Source organism: Paenibacillus hexagrammi, assembly GCF_021513275.1.
Taxonomy (GTDB): Bacteria; Bacillota; Bacilli; order Paenibacillales; family NBRC-103111; genus Paenibacillus_E; species Paenibacillus_E hexagrammi.
This window is the reverse complement of the sequence record NZ_CP090978.1, coordinates 5,702,686-5,721,766: the sequence shown is the minus strand read 5'-3', so window position 1 is coordinate 5,721,766 and position 19,081 is coordinate 5,702,686. Positions and strand designations below refer to the sequence as shown.

The following is a 19,081-nucleotide window of genomic DNA, read 5'->3' as shown; positions in this document are numbered from 1 at the left end:
CAATGTCCAAGGAAGAAAAGAGATTCGACTAATGTCCAACAAACTGTATCAGTTTGCGAAAAAACTGTGAATGCTTTCAGATCCTGCTGACGTGTAAATCCGGCTTGCATGGCGTACAATGAAAGTGACAAGCTTCTGATAAGAATGCAGTCAAACAGCAACGTCAGCCTCATTCATCGCGAACTGGTGAAAATGATGGTAAGACTGCCCAAGGAGGAAACAGGTTGGAAACACGTAAATTTGGACGGACGGGGCAAGAATTCCCGATTCTTAGTTTCGGTGCCCAGCGTATTGTTGACGAGCATAACTGTACAGAAGAAGAAGCGATTCAAATTGTGAATCGTGCTATCGATGAAGGGATTACATACTTTGACACAGCCCCGATATATTCAAACGGGCAATCCGAAGAACGGCTCGGTAAAGCCTTTGGAAGCCGCAGGTCGAAGGTGTGGATTGTGACCAAGACGATAGACCGGACTAGAGACGGCTCATGGCGTTCGCTGGAAGCGAGCTTGAAGCGACTTCAAACCGATCACGTCGAGGAGTGGCGTCTGCATGATGTGCGGACGATGGAGCAGCTCGATGCCTGTTTTGCCAAGGATGGCGCGCTGCAAGCATTGATCGAAGCTAAGGAGCAGGGGATCATCAAGCATATCAGCTTAAGCGGCCATACGAATCCGAACGTACAGCTGGAAGCGATCGAACGGTTTCCATTCGACAGCGCTTTAGTCGCTTTATCCGCAGCGGATCACTTTATTTACAGCTTCGCTCATGAATTTCTGCCCAAAGCTAACGAGAAGGGTGTGGCGGTCATTGGTATGAAGGTGATCGGACTCGGCAGATTGGCTCAGTGGTATGAAAAAGCGCTGCGCTACACGTGGTCGCTGCCCATCTCCACAGCGATTATCGGGATGGAATCGATGGAGCAGCTGGAGAATAATCTGCGGGTCGCCAAGGATTTTAAGCCGATGACGGATCTGGAGAAGCTTGAGTTTTTCAAAGAAATCATCCATATGGCGAACCCCGACGTCCTACGCTGGAAGGCGAAAGATTGGAGCAATCAGGAAGAATGGGCCGAGAGGCTCTAGCCCTATCAGGAGCGCGCATCCGTCTGCAGATGGAGGGAGGCGCTCTTGTTTTTTTTCGTGTAGATTCCTGTACTTGCTTTCGTTTAGTAGTATAATGAAGGGGTTTCCACAACTACGACAAAAAGAATGTGATACTGTGTTGAAGCTGCGAGTCTTTCTAGAAAAGTATCTGTCAGGGGAGTCCATCGATTATCGTCAGATTTTCGCCTTGTTTTTGCCGATTCTGGTTGATCAGGCCTTTATTGCTTGTTTGAACCTGGTGAATACCGCGATGATTAGCTCGTCGGGTGTTGCGGCCGTCAGTGCGGTCAATATGGTCGATTCTCTAAACATTTTTCTAATCAGTGTATTTGTAGCCGTATCGACGGGGGGACCGTAGTCGTAGCGCAGTACAAAGGCAGCGGCAATGAACAGATGGTTTCCACAGCGGCTGCCAGTTCCGTGTCTTCCGTATCTTTGCTGGCGCTGTGCATCAGCGTAGCGGTTCTCGTCCTGCATCACCCACTGCTTCAAATTTTGTTCGGGTCGGCCTCGCCGGATGTGTTCGCAAATGCGAAAACCTATGTAATCGGCAGCAGTGTGTCATTCGTAGGGATCGCGGTGGTTGAGGCGGTTTGCGGAGCACTTCGCGGAATTGGGAGGTCCAGGGCATCTCTGGTCCTCTCACTGATCATGAATCTTTCTTATGTACTGCTCAATCTGGTATGCATCCACTTGCTGCATATGGGGGTACTCGGATTAACGATTTCTGTTAACATATCCCGATACGCTGCAGCTGTATTTGCCATTTACTTCTTGGTTCGAATGGATGTAAATCTGCACATCCGCTTGCGTGATATGATTCGAGTCCAAGGCGCGATGCTGAAAAAGATCTTATATATCGGTCTTCCGTTCGCGTCAGAGCAGATGTTTTTTAACGGGGGCAAAATATTGACCCAAATCTTTATTGTTGGCCTGGGGACTTACGCCATGGCGACCAATGCGATTGCTTCCTCGTTGGCAGGCGCACTGCAGATTCCTTCTAATGCGCTGTCTTTGACCGCGATTACGGTAGTGGGCCAATGTATCGGCCGCAGGAACATCCGTGACGCCAAAAAGCTGACAAAATCGTTCCTTGGCTTATCGTCGTTATCTTTTCTTATCATGTCGCTGATCGTGCTTCCGCTGTTCCATCCGTTAGTAGGCTTGTTTCATCCTCCTGCGGATATTATAGATGATATTTTCCTGGTACTGCTGATCACTGCCATTGCCCAGATCCCGCTATGGCCAATCAGCTTCTTGCTGCCATCAGCGCTTCGGGCCGCAGGCGACTCTAAGTATACGTCCGTCACATCCATGCTCTCCATGTGGCTCTTCCGGGTTGTGCTGGGGTATATCCTCGGTATCGTGCTGCATTTCGGCATTGTCGGCGTATGGCTGGCGATGAATATCGAGTGGGGCGTCAGGGGCGCTATTTTCCTCATGAGGTTTCGTGGAGAGAAATGGTATAAGCATCGATTAATTGAATCAGAGTCGGAGGAAATATAATCCTGCGATCGTATAAAAAGGCACTGTCCCCCTCGGGGCAGTGCCTTTAGCTTGTCGATCAAGTAGGGTCCACTGCGAACTTCCGTAGATTTTCTCCAATTCACCGCCAAGCACGAATCTGTTCGACTAAATGGAAATGGGCGGCAGTGTGTTACCTGTCTCTAGCAATGTTTTCAAATTACTAAGCACAGCTGGCCAGCCATTATTGAATCCTTCAAACGTATCATCCCGTTCATCCCAATCCGATGGCAGCAAATCCTCATGCTTCAGAGATAATTTGACCGTCTGGCCCATCGGAGTTAGCTGGAAATTCACCCGCGTCGGCCGCTCACGCTCGGTTTTGTCCCCTACGTACTGCCATGTGAAGGACAGGAGGCGGTGAGGCTCGCACTCGATGATGTGCCCGTGGTCCGTGACTTCCCCATTTCGCGAGTATGTTACGCTAGAGCCTTCCCGCCAATCGGACTCGATCCGGCTTCCGAAAAAATATTGTTCCGTGTATTGGCTGGAAGTCAGCGCTTCCCAAAATAAACGATTCCATCTCGTCTACCGTAAGGGAGTACGGCAGCCATGCTCGTGCCTGTTGGGTCACCCTCTTTTTACAGTTTCTATGACTTTACACGGATTGCTGATGCACCAAGTGATGGTAGATGCCTTTCTCTAGCAGCAGTTGTTCGTGCGTGCCCATCTCTGCGATGGTACCTTGATCCAGCACGACAATCAAATCGGCGTTCCGTATTGTGCTGAGTCTGTGAGCTATAATCAGCGTGGTGCGGTTCCGCAGCATCTCATCCATGTTCTGCTGGATGATGCGCTCTGACTCCGTATCCAAGGCGCTCGTGGCTTCATCGAAGATGAGGATGCGCGGGTCGTTCATGAGCGCGCGCGCTATGACAATCCGCTGCCGCTGCCCCCTGATAGACGGATACCGCCTTCGCCGATCATCGTGTCGTAGCTGAGCGGCATCGCTTCGATGAATTCGTGTGCTCCGGCTAGGCGGGCGGCGCGCTCCACTTCGTCGAACGAGACGTTCTCGTTGTTCAGCGCGATGTTGTCCCTGACCGTGCCTCGGAAGATCACGGTCTCCTGCTGCACGACACCAACCTGTCGGCGTATGGATGCGGCGTGCACCTCCCGAAGCGGATAGCCGTCGATATAGATGGCCCCGCTTGAGGGCTCGAGCAGCTTGAGCAGCAGGTTGGCGATGGTCGATTTGCCGGAGCCGCTTCGCCCGACAAGCGCGATGGATTGGCCGGGTTGAATCTCGAGGTCGAGATTCTGCAGAATCATTTTCCCGCCGCGGTAATATTGGTAAGAGACATTCTCGAATCGAATATGGCCTTGGATCGTAGGCAGCAGGCGCATTTTTTCCGGCTCGGGGTGCTCGGGAGTGGACTCGAACACATCATTTAACCGCTCCATCGAAATCCGCCCTCCCGAAAGCTCACCGCTGCGCTGGGAGATGGATTCCAGGGCGAACATAAAGGAAGTGAACAGGACGGTATAGGCAACAAGCTCACCGACACTAAGCTGTCCCTCCATCACAAGCTTGGAGCCAAAGTAGAGCAGAATCAGATTGCTGATCGAGCGCAGCGTAGTGGCTGCCGTCTTCGTGTAGGCTTCGAGCCGATTTCCTTGCAGACGCAGCTTCAACTGCTCTTGCAGCTTGCTCATCAGCTTGCTGCGAACGGCTTTTTCCATCGAAAGCCCTTTGACCGTAGCGATCGCATTGATCGACTCCACCACATGGGTCTGCGACTCGCCCTCCGCACCCATCTGCTTGCGGAAGTTGATGCGCATCTTCGGCAGCATGTACATATATAAGCCGATGTAGATTGGCATGAGCGTCAGCGAGATCAAAGCCAGGCCGAAATGGTAGTAGATCATCAGGCCGCCGTAGACAAAGAGCGTTAACACGTCAAGCAGCAGTTCAATCGCATGGTCAGTGATGAGACTGCGGATCCGTTCGTTCTCATAGACACGGGTCAGGATATCGCCGGAGGTCCTTTTTGTAAAATACGTATAGGGCAGCCGGAACAACTGACGATAAAAGTTCTCGAGCATGGATTGATCAATGACATAAGCGAGACGCCCGAGCAGCAGCTGGCGCAGCGTCATCCCTGCTGTATTCACACAAGTGAGTGTAAGCATGGCGATTAACAAAACATGCAGCAGCGACAAGTTGACATCGTTCAAGACCCGGTCGAAAATTTGCTGAGTCATAATCGGGAAAATCAAGAAGATCAGCTCAATCATGACGGATAGGGCCAAAGTCGACAGCATCAGCTTTTTGAAAGGCTTGAAGTAGGCCATGTAACGTCCCCATAGCGATTCCTGCTCATCCATTTTCGTAAATCGGGAGGTAGGCTCTAGTGTAATGACATAACCGGTCCAATGCTTTCCGAAGGACTCGATCGTCACCGTATCGAGATAGCCCACTCCAGGGTCGGCGATGGTTACAGAATTTCCCCTGACTTCGTAAACGACAATATAATGGTTGCCGTTCCAATGTGCGATGAAGGGGGTCGGCAGCTCGGACAAGAGGTTTGTTGTCGCTTTGATCCCCTTCGTCTCGAAGCCCAGCGCGTCGGCACTTTCGATAAGTCCCAGCATCGAGGTCCCCTCGACTCCTACGTTGCATCTCTCGCGCATCCGGTTGACGCTGGCTTTCATGCCATGATAACGAGAGATCATGGTTAGACAGGTCGGCCCGCAGTCCATCTCGTTTTGCTGCATGAGTGCGGGATACCGCCTGCGCCAAAGCTTAAATGAAGGCATGCGGAAGGGAGATGGGAGCTTGTCATCGTCCGGGATGTGGACATAGTCGGAAGCCGCAGCCGACTCCGGCTCGTCCGGGGCATCCACCATCAGCATGGCATTGGCCGTATAATGCGCCGAGATTCGGCGTATGGATTCCAAGATGACCGGATATCGGCGGATCAGCTCATCAAAGTCCGATTTGGCTAACCGGAACACCGTTACAGGCTCCGCCGCCCGTATACTTGCTTTGCGCGGTTCGCCGGTAAGCAGCGCCAGCTCTCCAAAGAAATCGCCGGGATACAGACGATTCACAACGGTGCCTTCGCTGCCCTTTTCTACCCATGCCGTTCCCGACTTGAGAATGTAGAAGGCATCACCGTCATCGCCCTCGCGTACCAGATACTCGGACCCTTCATAGGTGCGGACCTCCAGATTATCCAGCAGTGAGCGAATCGCAGCGTGGTCGACATGGGTCAGCACCGTATTGTTTTTCAGGAACGACCGCAATATGTCCGAAGAAATAAACTCGCGAAAATAGTTGTCCAGCGTCGGATGCTCGGTAATCATCTGTTGAAACTGAACGCGGCTGATCCGCAGTACATCCAGGTCGGTGGAGGCGCGAATAAGGAAAGGCGGGGCTGTCCCCTCCTGGAGCAGAATATGCTCACCGAAGTGCTCGCCGGGCTGCATGAGTCCCAGATTCGTCTCTTTGCCGATCGCGTTATGACCGATCTTACGGGCCTTGCCCGATACGATAATATAGAACGAGTCCGAGGAGCCGTCTTTATCCACGATCGTTTGGCCCATCTTGTAGCTTTCCCGCTGCATATGGTGGGCCAAGAGAAGTTTCTCTTCGACACTAAACACATCAAACAGCGCAATGTTATGTAAATAGTCGATGCTGTTTTCGTTCACACGTTCCATTCCTCTCATAGATTCCATATATCCTCGCTAATGGTGAGTGTGCTTTGGTAGGCTTCCAGCTTGTGCTGAAACAGTATCTGGCGGATGTGCTCTGCTGTCTCTTCGTCAAGCTCGGCAGGATAAAGCTTCTCTACGAGCAATAGGATGAATTCCCGCCTCCGCTCGAAAGGACCGAGGACAGTGCCGCTGTCTGCAGCGAACAGAGCGGCTGCTTCCTCGGGCTCCAGCATGTCCCGTGTAACGATGCCTGCGTAACCACCTGATTTGGCTGTGGCCGTATCCAGCGAATACTGACGCGCCATCGCATGAAAGTCGGCTCCCTCCTCGACGCGGAACAGGAGCTCCTGACATTGACCGTAGTCACCCGTGACAATCCTGGAGATCTCCGCTCTTTCAAAATCTAGCATATGCTCTTGAAAATAATGCCGGACCTCCCCCTCCGAAACAACGGAATCGGTCAAGGCTTGCCGAAGCACTTGAGGGTGAAGACAGGCTGCCAGATCCTCCAGCTGCATATTCCTGTGCTCGAGCCATTCCTTGGCCTGCGCAGCCGTAAAGAGTCCATGAGCCTTCCGGAACTGAGTAATGAGCTGTTGCAGAGCGGCCGCTTCAGCTTCAATACCTTGCTCCTTCGCCCAGCGCTCAATCACGAGAGCGTTCCTCGTACGGTCGATCATCTCCGCGAGTGTCCCCAGCTTGTTCCGCTGAAGCAGCTGCTTCAAGGTGAGCTCCAGCTCCTCCACCCGAATGGCAATTAATTCATCTATAGTATGCAATTGTCACATTCCTCGCATTGTGATAGTTTTGCTTTTATTCTATCATGATGAGAGGAGATGTAGGGCTTAAATCTTGCCATATACGAGAGGAAAAAGGGGGGGAAGTATGATAACTGCCTGGATCGGAAGTATTGCGTTTATGCTGATAGCTGTCTTGTATGTGCTTTTAGTCCTGGGTTTGCCGTATGGGGAATTCGCGATGGGCGGGAAATATCTCGTATTGCCCAGACAGATGAGGATTGCCTGCGGCGTTTCCGTTATCATTCAAGTCATTGCTATTTTGTATGTATGGCAAGCGGGGCGGGTCTTGCAGATCGGTTTGCCTTATGATAAGTTAATTTGCTATTTGTTTGCCGCCTATCTACTGCTCAATACTTTGATGAATGCCTTCTCCAAAAGTCCGAAGGAAAGATGGGTAATGACGCCTTTATCTTTCATTACGGCCGTATGTTTTGCCCTTACAGCTATACATGCATAATCGTACCGACAACGTGCCGGGATAATTTAAGTAGAAGGTACCCACCTAAATAAGCCCCCACATTCGAATCTCTGTTTCAAAGCTTGTACATTCCATTACATCCAAGAAGAGGACGAATTCAATGAAAAAAATATTGTTGGCTACAACATCCTGCCTGCTCGCTACTGCACTGATGACGGGGGCTGCTTACGCGAAGTCCGATAATGCGCATGGTGCGGGGAAGACGACTCAGAATCAATCCAGTGTGGAGCAGGATAGCTCGACTACCACTAGTCAAGTGCAGGTGGACGGAGAAGTGGATGCTGCGGTAACTACCGATACTTCCACGACTGCCGCTACCGTAGATAGCGAAGACACTGATGGTACCGCAGATACTACCGAGGCAACTGACACTACCGACACCACTCAGAAGCATGGCAAAAACGGTTACAAAGGTCTTTTGAAAGCTATTGAGAACGTCAAAGACAAACCGGCGGGAGCGGTCATCGCCGATCACCTGCTTCAAGACTATGGAACTCACCTGACAGACGAAATGAAAGCAGAATTAGAAGGGATTCAGGAAGCGGATGCAGCCCTTAGTGCTGCGGCCGATATGCTGGATCAGCAAGGCAGTGTGACGGAAGCAGTGTATGCGCAAGAGGAAGCGATTCAAGCCAACGTGAAGAACCTTGACCTATACAAGAAGCTTGGGAAGCTTAACAAAAAGCTTGGGAAAACAGGCGTTCAGCTGTTTGTTAATGGCGAAGAGCCATCCATGGAAGTAAAGCCGTTCATCCGTGAAGGCAATACTCTAGTTCCATTCCGTGCGATTTCCGAAGCGCTGAAGGCGGATGTGAGCTGGGATGCGGAGGAGCGTTCCGTTACGGTTACTCGTGATGGAGTTACAGTGAAGCTCTACATCGATAGTAAAACCGCTACGGTGAACGGAGAAGAAGTAACGCTTGAGGTTCCTGCCGCTATCGAAGACGGAAGCACGGTAGTACCTGTTCGTTTTGTAAGCGAGGCGCTTAAAGCGGTTGTGAAATGGGAAGATGAGTCCGATACGGTTGTCATCTACGAAGAATAACTTAAATCTAATACTTGAAACAGAAAGGTCCTGCCAACTGGCAGGGCCTGTTTTCTTTTTTATTCCGGTTTGCTTGAATTTACCAACATATGAATCTATGAACAGAAGTTCTCTTATGCCGATATGAAAGGGTAGAGAGGGGGCGCAGGAACGATTACTAGACAAGCATCCAACTAGTCAGTGGATGATCAGCAGACAACAGGGAGCAGTACGACAACAAGACAGGAGGGTTTAGCTTGCGCTTACAATCTTTATTTCGCCGCTTCTTTTCGATAGCAGCTATTATTGTGCTTATTGGCACGTTGTTCACTCCGGCTGCTTATGCAGCCAAAGATAAAAAAGCGCCAACCGCTCCGACGGGGCTTAAGGTGACTCGTGTAACGGATTCATCGGTAACGCTAGCCTGGAATGCCTCTACCGATAATGTGAAAGTGGCATCCTATCGGGTATATCAAGGAACAAGTCTTAAGGCGACAACAGCCTCGCTCACCTATGGTGTAACAGGGCTATCTTCCGGAAGCACTTATACATTCTATGTCAAAGCGGTCGACAGCGCGGGGAATATATCCGCTTCCAGTAATCAGGTGACGGCTACAACACTGAAGGCAGCGTCGACCTCGCCGAGCCCCACACCAAGCCCGACAGCGAGTCCAGCACCAAGCACGTCGCCGAGCCCCACACCAAGCCCGACAGCGAGTCCAGCACCAAGCACGTCGCCGAGCCCCACACCAAGCCCGACAGCGAGTCCAGCACCAAGCACGTCGCCGAGCCCCACACCAAGCCCGACAGCGAGTCCAGCTCCAAGCCCGTCGCCAAGTCCGACTCCTGCGATTTCAACAGCCAAGGCTTTGATCGGTTATTACTCAAGCTGGTCCACCTACAGCGGCAAGCAAATTGCCGACCTGGACGGAAGCAAGTTGACGCATATCAACTATGCGTTTGCCAACATCGGTTCGGATTTGAGAATTGCTCTTGGTGATCCTTATGCGGATGTGGAACAGAGGTTTCCTGATGATACCGGAACGGAGCCTTTCTTTGGCAACTTTAATCAATTGCTCAAGCTGAAGCAGAAGTATCCGGGACTGAAGACGTTGATATCTGTAGGAGGCTGGTCATGGTCCAGCAAATTTTCGGATGTCGCTCTTACAGATGCCTCCCGCACGGTTTTTGCCGATAGTGTTGTCACATTTATAACCAAATATGGTTTCGATGGAGTAGATATCGATTGGGAATATCCGGTAGAAGGCGGAGAGGAAGGCAACGTTCATCGAGCGGAGGATAAGACGAACTTTACTTTGCTTATGCAGAAGCTGAGAGAGAAGCTTGATGCTCAGAAACTGGTGACTGGGAAAACGTATTTGCTTACCTTTGCAGGGGCTGCAGATGCGGGCTATGTCAATCATATTGAACTCGGCAAGCTGCAGCTTTCCACGGATTACATCAACTTGATGAGCTATGATTTCCATGGCACATGGGATGCAAAGACAGGTCTTAATGCACCGCTTTACAAAGATCCTGCGAGCGGTTCTTCCTATGAGACGAGTGTGAAGGATGCCGTTCAGTTGTATCTGAATGCAGGTGTGCCTGCCGGTAAGCTTGTGATGGGAGTTCCGTTCTACGGCTACAAATATGATAATGTGACGAACGCAAGCAATGGTTTGTACCAGAGCTTTTCGGGAGGGGCTTCGGTCACCTATGCCGAAATCGTATCGAAATATTTGAATCAAGGCTATACAAGATATTTCAACAGTGCTTCACAGGTGCCTTATTTATTTAATGGAACAAGCTTCATCAGCTACGATGACCCGCAGTCTATTGGACTCAAGGCCGGCTATGTAAAAAGCAGCGGACTTGGCGGCGCTATGATTTGGACAGTCAGCCAGGATACCTTGAACCGCGACCTGTTGGACGCTCTCTATCAGGGCATGCGATAAGAGAAAGACCCCTAGACGGGGTCTTTCTCTTTGTCCATCATTTCCTTCAGATAATCGTCCAATTGATCGAAGCGTTCTTCCCATAGGCGGCGGTATGACTCCAACCATTCACCCATTTCGATAAAAGGCTCCGATCTGGGTGTATAGATGCGCCGGTTGGCGCTTGGGTGTACCTCGACGAGTCCGGCTTCGCTAAGCACGCGAAGGTGTTTGGAGGCTTGAGGCTGATTCAGCCCAAGACGTTCTGTGATTTCGCCTACGGTAAGAGGTCCTTCGCGCAAAAGCTCGACGATGTGCAAGCGGTTGGGCTCGGCGAGTGCGTTCCATGTTGTTGTTTTCATCCCCATTGCACCGCACTCCTTCCTTCAAAATATACCAGTTTAGCGGTCATTTTTAAAGGAACTGCGCTACCTTAATGCTGCCAAATGGCAGTGCGGCAGGGCGAGGTCCTCCAAACCCGGTGCAGGCGGTCAGAGTGCACAGCGCAGCCAGAGCTCTGGATCATTCAGATCATTCAGAATCCATTGATAAAAACGAAAAACATGGCTATGATATCTACTATTGAATTCATGGAGAAAAGGGGCCAAGCAGTGGTAGACGTTCAAACAGAGATCATCCTATACTGTCCCTGCGGTAAAGTTGCCGACTATGCAGCGAACCCAGACCATGCTCCAGAATGGTATGTGAATATCGATTCGGTAGAGTGGTTAACGGACAGACCCCTGCAGGTTGGTTCGAGGATCGCTTTTAAAGCGAAATTTTTAGGCAGGCAGCTCTCATATGTGTATGAGGTTGCCGAATTTAAGCCCCAGAGACGAATGGTCATGAGAACGGCGGACGGTCCGTTTCCGATGGAAACGACGTATTCCTGGGAAGCCATCAATGATCGTACAACCCTAATGACACTTAGGAATCGGGGTAACCCCCACCGGGTTTTTCTTTTTCTTTGCTCCCTTCATGTCGATGATGATGCGCAGGGCAAACAACAAGGATCTTAGGAAAATCAAAAAACGGCTCGAATGCGGCTAGGAGCCGTATGTGGCTAATTTCGACGATGATGTAAAAAATTTTACGACCATAAGCGCAAAAAAAGGACTGTTGGGATCCGTTTGGGGTTCCCCACAGTCTTTTCGTGCTGCAGCCAGACGCGGCTGCTGTTCTAAATCTGTACAAATAAGTGTCCGTTTCGTTCAATTACCTCATAGTTCTTAAGAGCAGCGCTGGGAACGTTATGACATCGCCCGGTATGAGCTTCAAATGTCCAGCCGTGCATAGGACAGACGAATTCTCCATCCTCAAGCTCTACGATGTCACCGGCATGGGGACATTTCCTCGAGAATAGCTCGTATTTGTCGTTTTCCTTAACAAGAAAATACGGCTTCTGTTCAACTTCGACTTCTACCGGGAATTGCGTCCACTCCGTTAATGGGCCTAAAGCAATTTCTTTCATGCGTTGCACTCCTTTTTTCCGTGAGATGAAGGTGTTAGATACTGCGGGCATATTCGTCGGGCGTTTTGCCGATAACGGACTTGAAGTCCTTGATGAAATGTGACTGATCATGGTACCCGAGATCCATGGACAGCCTCACCCAGTCGGGCGTTCCGCCCATATCGAGCGTATCCGCGGCATTCCGCAGCCGGGATAGCTTGATAACCCATTTGGGGCTAACGCCCACATATTGATCGAACAGACGCTGCAGCGTTCTTTTATGGATTCGTACATGCCTGCAGATATCATCCACTTTCGTTAGCTCGCGGTCTTCGGCGATAAGGTCGACGATTTGATTGATGAAGGTAACGTTGTCGTCCTGTTTCGGCAGTCTGGGGAGCATGTAATGCTCCATCAAAGAGACCATGTCTGATGCATGGCTTCGTGAGAGGATCTCGCGTTCGATTTGAGTTGTTCCAATTCCAAGAATCTCAACAGGGTCCAGGGGATGGCTGATGAGCTGCGAAACGGGGCGCTGTATAAAGGGATAAAACCCCCGGGCTTGAATTTTACGCCAAATACACAACCGGCGCCTTCGACCAAATAAGTAAATTTCGAGGTGCTGGGACCGAAGCAAGCTGAACGATTGTTTTCGATGACAAGGTTCACACAAGGGTTGGGAACGACATGCTGAGGGTGGGGAGGTTGTCCGGTTAAGTCCCAGCTTACGATCCAGAAATGTTTGATAAAGAACGCCAAGTCTTCCAGGGGAAGATGCCGGGTCAGTTGAAACTTTTTGGATCCCTCCTGCAGGTGCAGGATTCCCATACTCGGCATGGGGGCTTCTAAGTTCATATCCATCTCTCCTTGCCTAAAACTACTTCTATAGTAACATATCCGGCGGATTCAGTTGAGAGCAGCTTGCTGCAAATGCGCCCCTTTATCCACAAAATTATTCACAATGTCCACACGGTAAAAAGTCCTGATGTGCATAACTTTAAAGCAGACTATCAACATATCCACAATCCTAAATATCCACAGCTGGGATTATCCGATAAAAGTGTGTAAACACATTCTTCACAATATGACAAGGTTCGCAGTAATTCGCCTGAGTGATTAGTATCATGGACTTATTCAAGGTGAGAAAAAAGGTTCCCGGGACCTATGATGACGAAGCTTGAAGCGATGAAGAGGGGGATTTATGTGCATATGTAAACACAGGGGAATGACCGGAACTCGTCGGCCGCGTAGGTGTTGCAACATTTTTCCATTTGCTGACGTTAAACAAACAAAGTCACTATAGCTGAAGGAGTGAGTTGAATATGTGGTCGATAAATGTGAAGTCGTTTGTCTGTGGAGCTGTAGTGGGCTCGCTCGTGTTAACAACGGCTGCTTACGCCGCGCCAAAGGCGCTGAAGCTTATCGTGGATGGCAAGGAGCTGCATACGGAGGTGCCCGCACAAATCATTGACGGCAGCACGATGGTGCCGGCCAGAGGTATAGCGGAGGCTCTTGGAGCTTCGGTGACCTGGGATGAGGCGAACCAAACCGTCATCATTGAAACCAAGCCTTTCGCAAAGCTGGAGGATATGAATGAAGCGAAAGCGGTTCAGCTGGCTGCAGCCGCTCAGCGCCATTATTGGCATGCAGCTAGCGGGGGCGAAGCCGCTTCTGATGGAGGACCTATTGAAACTTTTTCGGTAGAAGGCTCGGACTATCGGTGGATGGGGAAGGACTTGGACACCAAGGCCAAATATCTGGCCTACTTGCAGGAGGTATTTACTCCGAAAAGCGCAGAGGCCTACTGGCAGGCGCAGACCTCCTGGGGAGGCATTGTCGAGATCGACGGGAAGCTGGCGCAGCCTAATGCCGACGGAGGCAGTCTTATGGCTTGGGGACAAGCGAAAGCGGCGCTGGTACAAGACGACGGCAGCCAAAAGGAGTACCGCTTTTCCGTGCCGGTTGGAGATGCGGACCCTGAGCAAGCGGACGTACATGTGACATACATCGAAGGTCAGGGCTGGCGCATAGATGATGCTGTGGCAACGATTCGTTAGCAGCAAAAAATTATTTTCCCCATTTCAAGGACATACTCAGTTCGCAGCATGGTATGCCGGCCGTATGAGGGTTGAGTGTAAACTTCACACTGCTTGGCGAAAATGTAGTTGCAATGGAGCAGTTACAGCCAAACGAGGCAACAATACGGTCAACCTCTTGATGATTACCTGACTGGGCGGCTGACATGAGCTGCTGGGCCGTATGGGGGTCATGCAGCTTGGACAGCAGCATAGAAGCATCCTTCATGAGCTTAGGATAAGCGGCTACAGATTGATTCAATGTTGCCGTGTTGATAGGCGGGAAGTCCCTCCAATCGGCATAGAGCGGGTAATACCCGTATAAGGGCGTTTCCATGACACCCATGGGAAATGGGTAGTAATAAACAGGAGCAGGGTAATTCATCGTAAGTCTCCTTTATGGCGGGATCACAGATATTTGCTATCACTATATGTAAGGAGCCTACCTCAGGTGATGAATGGGGGTGGTCCTGTTGACATATACTAAGAAACGCTATGCTTTCTTGAAAGGAATCCTGCTATGTTCACCTACTTCAAAGAGTTATGGAGGCAATTCGAGCAAGATGATGCACTGGGACTTGCCGCGCAGTGTGCATACTACTTTTTGCTGTCGGTTTTCCCGTTCCTCCTCTTCATCATGAGCTTGTTCGGCTACTTGCCGATTCAGTCTACAGATGTGATAACACTGCTCAAAGAGTACATTCCCGGCGAAGTAGCCAAAGGGATGGAGGCTAACATTGTGAACCTTCTTGAGGTTAAACGGGGAGGGACGCTTTCCTTCGGGCTTGTCTTCTCCTTGGTTAGTGCTAGTGCTGCGATGAATGCCATTGTACTGGCTGTGAATAAAGCCTACGGTCTGCCTGAACGAAGGAGCTTCATTCATTCCCGCTTTCTGGCGGTGATGCTCACCATCGGTATGCTCATCGTCATCGCCTCTGCGCTGCTGCTCAGCGTATTCGGGCATTGGATCGGCGACTGGATGCAGATGCATTTCCATCTTCCTTTGGCGCAAATCGAGAAGTGGAACATCTTTCGCTGGGTGATTAACTTTGTCATCCTGTTCATGGTGTTCCTGGGCATCTACTACATAGCTCCTAACACGTGCCTAACCTGCAAAAGCGTGCTTCCAGGCGCTTTGTTCGCGGCAGCAGGCTGGCAGCTCACTTCGCTGGGCTTTTCGTACTATGTGAATAGCTTTGCGAATTATAGCGCTACGTACGGGAGTCTCGGGGGAGTCATTGTGCTCATGACATGGTTCTATATCTCAGCGCTGCTTATTATCGTGGGCGGGGAAATCAATGCAATGGGTCATTTGCTTAGACAGAAGACTGCTGCGTAAGGCAGTGAGAACGGGAAGTTCTCCTGCTCATTGTTGATTGACGAGTGCTGGCTGAGAACAGACGAATAAGGCGATGTATCCTGCTCACGTCAGTTTTCAACCAGAAGCATCGTCACCGAGCTGTCCGGGCGCGGCATCGGATAATCCGCCGTTCGCAGTGCAATCGAAGAGCTCGGATCGACTAACGGGTACTTATCATTCTTCTGTATACATGACAACATGAAAAGGCACTGATTCCGGAGCAGGAATCAGTGCCTTATTCATATTTGCTTCGCTGTATATTAGACTTGCTCCACTTTCAAGAGGTTCGTCGTGCCGGATTTGCCGATCGGAATGCCCGCGGACACGATGGTCAGATCGCCGGACTTCACGTACCCGAGCTTCTCCGCTTGCTGGATGGCTGAGCGGATGATCAAATCCGTGGACTCGTGCTGCTCGCCGCGAATCGGGATTACACCGCGAACCATGCTGAGCTGATTAATCGCATGCTCGTTAAAGGTAATCGCCAGAATCGGCGCCGAAGGCTTGTACTTGGCGATCATTCTCGCCGTGAAGCCGCTCTCCGTCGGCGCTAGAATGGCTGCCGCCTGCAGGCGCTGCGCGGCGGATACGACCGCTTCACAGATGACTTCTGTGACGTCATCTGTGCAATCAGAGGCGGAGCCGAGGGAACGCTCGCCTTCCTGGGACTTCTCGATGCGCTCGGCGATCGCCGCCATCGTCTTCACCGACTCTACCGGATACTTGCCTGCGGCCGTTTCTCCGGAAAGCATCACCACGTCGCTGCCGTCTAGCACGGCGTTCGCGACATCGCTCACTTCCGCGCGCGTCGGACGCGGGTTGCGCTGCATCGAATCCAGCATCTGCGTCGCTGTGATAACAGGCTTGCCCGCGCGGTTGCAGGCGCGGATCATTTCTTTTTGTGCAATCGGAACTTCTTCCGTAGCGATTTCAACGCCCAGATCTCCACGTGCAACCATAATGCCGTCGGAGGCTTCCAGAATACCGTCGAAGTTCAGCATGCCTTCTTCGTTCTCGATTTTGGAAATAATCGGGGTGCGCCCCGCGCCGTGTTTCTCCAGAATTTCGCGAACTGCGCGTACATCGTCTCCATTGCGGACGAAAGACATCGCGACGATACTGATATTCTCTTGTACGCCGAATTCCAGATGCATGATATCGCGCTCGGTTACGCCCGGCAGAGAGGTGCGGATACCCGGCAGGTTGACGCCTTTGCGGGATTTCAGCGTTCCGCCGCTGATCACCTTACAAGTGATCTCCGTACCGCTGACACTTTCAACACGAAGCTCGATCGTCCCGTCGTCGATCAGGATCATAGCTCCCGGATATACGTCATTGGGCAGCTCCGGGTAGTTCACAGATACACAGCCGCCGTTGCCGGCAATCTGGCGGGTCGTCAATACGAAGGTCTGATCTTTTTCTAAATCGTAGGCCGACTCTTCCAAGACTCCTGTGCGGATTTCCGGTCCTTTAATGTCCATTAGAATGGGAATTGTTGTTTGAAGCTCTTCCGCAGCTTGTCGAATGTTGCGAATTCTGCGGCGGTGCTCGTCCAGATCGCCGTGCGCCATATTCAATCGGGCGACGCTCATGCCGGAAGTGATTAGCTCTTTTAATACAGGTACGGAATCACAGGCAGGGCCCATGGTGCAAATGATTTTCGTCTTTCTCATGAATCGGATCTTCCTTTCGAAGCAAGCTCATATTTGATATGCCTTCATTTTAGTACGAATGGTAAACAGAGGCTATGAAATATAGTATGATATATGGAATATAGTACGAATGGATGCGACTGTTATGGAAATTAGCGAGCTTGCCTATCACAAAAGCAGCACCTGGTATGAGGAAGAACGCCAGGATGAGCAATGGACACTTGTATTGGTTAGCTATGGCAAATGTGTGTATTGGGTAGAGGAGAGGAAATATGTCCTTGAGAAAGGCCAGTTGCTCCTGATTCCAAAAAATGTCCCTTTACTATGGGAAAAGTGTCCCTACCATGACGCATGAAAAATATGTTGTCCGCTTCTCTCCCGTCAGCAAACTTTTAGCGCTGCCTATACTTACATCTCTCGAGATCACATACCGAAGGATCGCTAAATATGAACTGATTCTGGAAAGGCTTCGCACTATGCATGACCAGTGGCAGGAGAAGCAGTCCTACTATGAGGTGATGTGTGAATCCCTTTTTGCAGAGGTGTTGGTGCACGTGCAGAGGGAATGCGATCAAGGGGCGGGAACGCGCCATACGGAGCTGCTGCTGATTCAGATGAAAGAGTACCTGCAGGACCATTACCGCGAACAGGTAACGAAGGAGGAGCTCGGCGCCGCGGTAGGGCGTTCGCCCAACTATACGGCTACCCTGTTTCGCGGGCTGACCGGACAAACGATCAGTGATTATGTACACGCACTGCGTGTCAAAACAGCGATCTATATGCTCCGGCATTCGGCGCTAAATGTAACGGAAATCGCCGAGTTTGTCGGCTACGCGGACCCTTCTTATTTTTATCGCATATTTAAAAAGCTGACCGGCGAGGTGCCGACGACATACTTGGCCGATAGGGAGTCGGTACGCAAATAATCGGATGAGCTGTTCGCTCTTATTGTAAGCCGCTAGCAAAATATCATCTGCACTCGGTTGAGTTCAAAGGAACTGATGATTCGTGCTTTCATAAATGAATAACGAACAAATGTTCTTGCTTTCGAGAGGGAATGTGTTATGATATATACAATAAATTCCAGATAAATAGGGGTTGTGTGAGGATGGAAGAGAGTTTCCCAAGAAATCATTTAGATAAACCAGGCTATATCGTGACATTTCATGATGATTTTAATGATGTTGAGCTAGACCGTGCTAAATGGCTGCCGTACTATTTGCCGCAATGGAGCAGCAGGAAGAATTCCTGCGCTTCTTACAGAATTCAGGACAGTGAGCTTATTTTACAGATTAAGGCGGATCAGCAGCCATGGTGCCCGGAGTTTAATGGAGGGGTTAAAGTCAGCAATCTTCAGACGGGGGTATTCTCCGGTCCTTTAGGCAGCAAGCAGGGCCAGCATAACTTCTCGGGAGAGTGTAGGGTACGCGAAGAGCAGGCAACTGAACAGCTATTTATTCAGCAGTACGGTTATTTTGAAATTCGCGCCAAAGGATTAAGCAATCCCAATAATGTCTGTGCGTTGTGGATGATAGGCTTTGAGGATCAGCCTGATCGTTCAGCTGAAATATGCCCTTTTGAGCTAAAAGGCTGGAATGTTGCTGAGGATCGATGCCTCATAGGGTTCGGTATCCATCCTTTTGGTGATCCCACTATTCAAGATGAGTTCTTCGAAAAGCCCTTTTCCATAGACCCTACCCAGTTTCATCTGTACGCTGTGGATTGGACGGAGAATGGAGTCGAATTTTATTTGGATAACCAACTCATCCATAGCTCTAAGCAATCTCCGCAGTACCCGATGCAGCTTATGCTGAACCTATATGAGATCCCGCCGCAAGAGAGCGGATCAACAGCAAAGCCTGAATATCCCACTGAGTTTGTAATCGACTATATTCGCTGCTATCAGAGGGTATGATACAGGCTGCAGACGGTAAAAAGCGCTTCCCGCTTAGGATGCCGGGGAAGCGCTTGATAATGGTAACGACTTTATTTTCAAGTCATAGGATTCGGCT

Annotated in this window: 19 protein-coding genes and 2 pseudogenes; 11 read left to right on the top strand and 10 right to left on the bottom strand. The window is 50.5% G+C overall.

Features of this window, described 5'->3' with window-relative positions; translation table 11 throughout:
- Positions 1–224 precede the first annotated feature (224 nt).
- Together L0M14_RS26150 and L0M14_RS26145 are read left to right on the top strand one after the other, a co-directional pair.
- Positions 225–1,088 (top strand): aldo/keto reductase, encoded by an 864-nt coding sequence (locus L0M14_RS26150; RefSeq protein ID WP_235119359.1) that lies wholly within the window; start codon positions 225–227, stop codon positions 1,086–1,088.
- A gap of 94 nt (positions 1,089–1,182) precedes the next feature.
- Positions 1,183–2,615: pseudogene (locus L0M14_RS26145) on the top strand (MATE family efflux transporter).
- Positions 2,616–2,741: 126 nt separating this feature from the next.
- Here the strand turns inward: L0M14_RS26145 and L0M14_RS26140 are convergent.
- The 4 genes and pseudogenes from L0M14_RS26140 to L0M14_RS26125 all read right to left on the bottom strand — a co-directional run bounded on the left by L0M14_RS26140 (position 2,742) and on the right by L0M14_RS26125 (position 7,075).
- Positions 2,742–3,086: an SRPBCC domain-containing protein gene (locus L0M14_RS26140; RefSeq protein ID WP_235123038.1), complete on the bottom strand. Its 345-nt coding sequence runs from the start codon at positions 3,084–3,086 to the stop codon at positions 2,742–2,744.
- A gap of 145 nt (positions 3,087–3,231) precedes the next feature.
- A complete protein-coding gene (locus tag L0M14_RS26135) occupies positions 3,232–3,492 on the bottom strand; it encodes a hypothetical protein (protein WP_235119358.1) in 261 nt (86 codons plus the stop codon).
- 18 nt (positions 3,493–3,510) lie between these two features.
- Positions 3,511–6,182: pseudogene (locus tag L0M14_RS26130) on the bottom strand (peptidase domain-containing ABC transporter); the annotation flags it as partial.
- Positions 6,183–6,304: 122 nt separating this feature from the next.
- Positions 6,305–7,075 carry a peptidylprolyl isomerase gene (locus tag L0M14_RS26125; protein WP_235119356.1) on the bottom strand — a complete coding sequence of 257 codons (771 nt, stop codon included), beginning with the start codon at positions 7,073–7,075 and terminating at the stop codon, positions 6,305–6,307.
- 106 nt (positions 7,076–7,181) lie between these two features.
- Between L0M14_RS26125 and L0M14_RS26120 the strand changes: the two genes are divergently transcribed.
- From L0M14_RS26120 to L0M14_RS26110, 3 genes are all read left to right on the top strand, one after another.
- Entirely contained in the window at positions 7,182–7,553 is a 372-nt protein-coding gene (locus tag L0M14_RS26120; protein WP_235119355.1) for a hypothetical protein, read from the top strand.
- Positions 7,554–7,674: 121 nt separating this feature from the next.
- Positions 7,675–8,619, top strand: coding sequence for a copper amine oxidase N-terminal domain-containing protein (locus tag L0M14_RS26115; RefSeq protein WP_235119354.1), 945 nt, complete (start codon positions 7,675–7,677; stop codon positions 8,617–8,619).
- Between the two features lie 236 nt (positions 8,620–8,855).
- Positions 8,856–10,553, top strand: coding sequence for a glycosyl hydrolase family 18 protein (locus L0M14_RS26110; RefSeq protein ID WP_235119353.1), 1,698 nt, complete (start codon positions 8,856–8,858; stop codon positions 10,551–10,553).
- An 11-nt stretch (positions 10,554–10,564) separates the two neighbouring features.
- On the opposite strand, the gene L0M14_RS26105 is transcribed toward L0M14_RS26110, so the two are convergent.
- Positions 10,565–10,894: an ArsR/SmtB family transcription factor gene (locus L0M14_RS26105; RefSeq protein WP_405031142.1), complete on the bottom strand. Its 330-nt coding sequence runs from the start codon at positions 10,892–10,894 to the stop codon at positions 10,565–10,567.
- 249 nt (positions 10,895–11,143) lie between these two features.
- Between L0M14_RS26105 and L0M14_RS26100 the strand changes: the two genes are divergently transcribed.
- A complete protein-coding gene (locus tag L0M14_RS26100) occupies positions 11,144–11,551 on the top strand; it encodes an SRPBCC family protein (protein ID WP_235119351.1) in 408 nt (135 codons plus the stop codon).
- 161 nt (positions 11,552–11,712) lie between these two features.
- Here the strand turns inward: L0M14_RS26100 and L0M14_RS26095 are convergent, their stop codons facing one another.
- The 3 genes from L0M14_RS26095 to L0M14_RS26085 are packed head-to-tail and all read right to left on the bottom strand — an operon-like array spanning position 11,713 to position 12,837.
- Positions 11,713–12,003, bottom strand: a complete 291-nt coding sequence (locus tag L0M14_RS26095) for a Rieske (2Fe-2S) protein (protein WP_235119350.1) — start codon at positions 12,001–12,003, stop codon at positions 11,713–11,715.
- A 34-nt stretch (positions 12,004–12,037) separates the two neighbouring features.
- Positions 12,038–12,385 (bottom strand): helix-turn-helix domain-containing protein, encoded by a 348-nt coding sequence (locus tag L0M14_RS26090; RefSeq protein ID WP_235119349.1) that lies wholly within the window; start codon positions 12,383–12,385, stop codon positions 12,038–12,040.
- An 11-nt stretch (positions 12,386–12,396) separates the two neighbouring features.
- Positions 12,397–12,837 (bottom strand): DUF6597 domain-containing transcriptional factor, encoded by a 441-nt coding sequence (locus tag L0M14_RS26085; protein WP_235119348.1) that lies wholly within the window; start codon positions 12,835–12,837, stop codon positions 12,397–12,399.
- Between the two features lie 467 nt (positions 12,838–13,304).
- Between L0M14_RS26085 and L0M14_RS26080 the strand changes: the two genes are divergently transcribed.
- Positions 13,305–14,039, top strand: a complete 735-nt coding sequence (locus L0M14_RS26080; protein ID WP_235119347.1) for a DL-endopeptidase inhibitor IseA family protein — start codon at positions 13,305–13,307, stop codon at positions 14,037–14,039.
- 10 nt (positions 14,040–14,049) lie between these two features.
- Here the strand turns inward: L0M14_RS26080 and L0M14_RS26075 are convergent, their stop codons facing one another.
- Complete coding sequence (locus L0M14_RS26075; protein WP_235119346.1) at positions 14,050–14,442, bottom strand: YuzC family spore coat inner layer protein; 393 nt, start codon at positions 14,440–14,442, stop codon at positions 14,050–14,052.
- Positions 14,443–14,577: 135 nt separating this feature from the next.
- Between L0M14_RS26075 and L0M14_RS26070 the strand changes: the two genes are divergently transcribed.
- On the top strand, positions 14,578–15,396 hold the full coding sequence (locus L0M14_RS26070; RefSeq protein WP_235119345.1) for a YihY/virulence factor BrkB family protein: 819 nt from the start codon (positions 14,578–14,580) through the stop codon (positions 15,394–15,396).
- 281 nt (positions 15,397–15,677) lie between these two features.
- Here L0M14_RS26070 and pyk read toward each other — a convergent pair whose 3' ends face one another.
- Positions 15,678–17,090, bottom strand: coding sequence for a pyruvate kinase (gene pyk, locus L0M14_RS26065; RefSeq protein ID WP_235119344.1), 1,413 nt, complete (start codon positions 17,088–17,090; stop codon positions 15,678–15,680).
- A 109-nt stretch (positions 17,091–17,199) separates the two neighbouring features.
- Between pyk and L0M14_RS26060 the strand changes: the two genes are divergently transcribed.
- The 3 genes from L0M14_RS26060 to L0M14_RS26050 all read left to right on the top strand — a co-directional run bounded on the left by L0M14_RS26060 (position 17,200) and on the right by L0M14_RS26050 (position 18,984).
- Positions 17,200–17,424: an AraC family ligand binding domain-containing protein gene (locus tag L0M14_RS26060; RefSeq protein WP_311198786.1), complete on the top strand. Its 225-nt coding sequence runs from the start codon at positions 17,200–17,202 to the stop codon at positions 17,422–17,424.
- Positions 17,414–17,995, top strand: coding sequence for a helix-turn-helix transcriptional regulator (locus L0M14_RS26055; protein ID WP_235119342.1), 582 nt, complete (start codon positions 17,414–17,416; stop codon positions 17,993–17,995). The genes L0M14_RS26060 and L0M14_RS26055 overlap by 11 nt, the downstream gene beginning before the upstream one ends.
- Before the next feature lie 182 nt (positions 17,996–18,177).
- Positions 18,178–18,984, top strand: a complete 807-nt coding sequence (locus L0M14_RS26050) for a glycoside hydrolase family 16 protein (RefSeq protein ID WP_235119341.1) — start codon at positions 18,178–18,180, stop codon at positions 18,982–18,984.
- Positions 18,985–19,081: the final 97 nt, after the last annotated feature.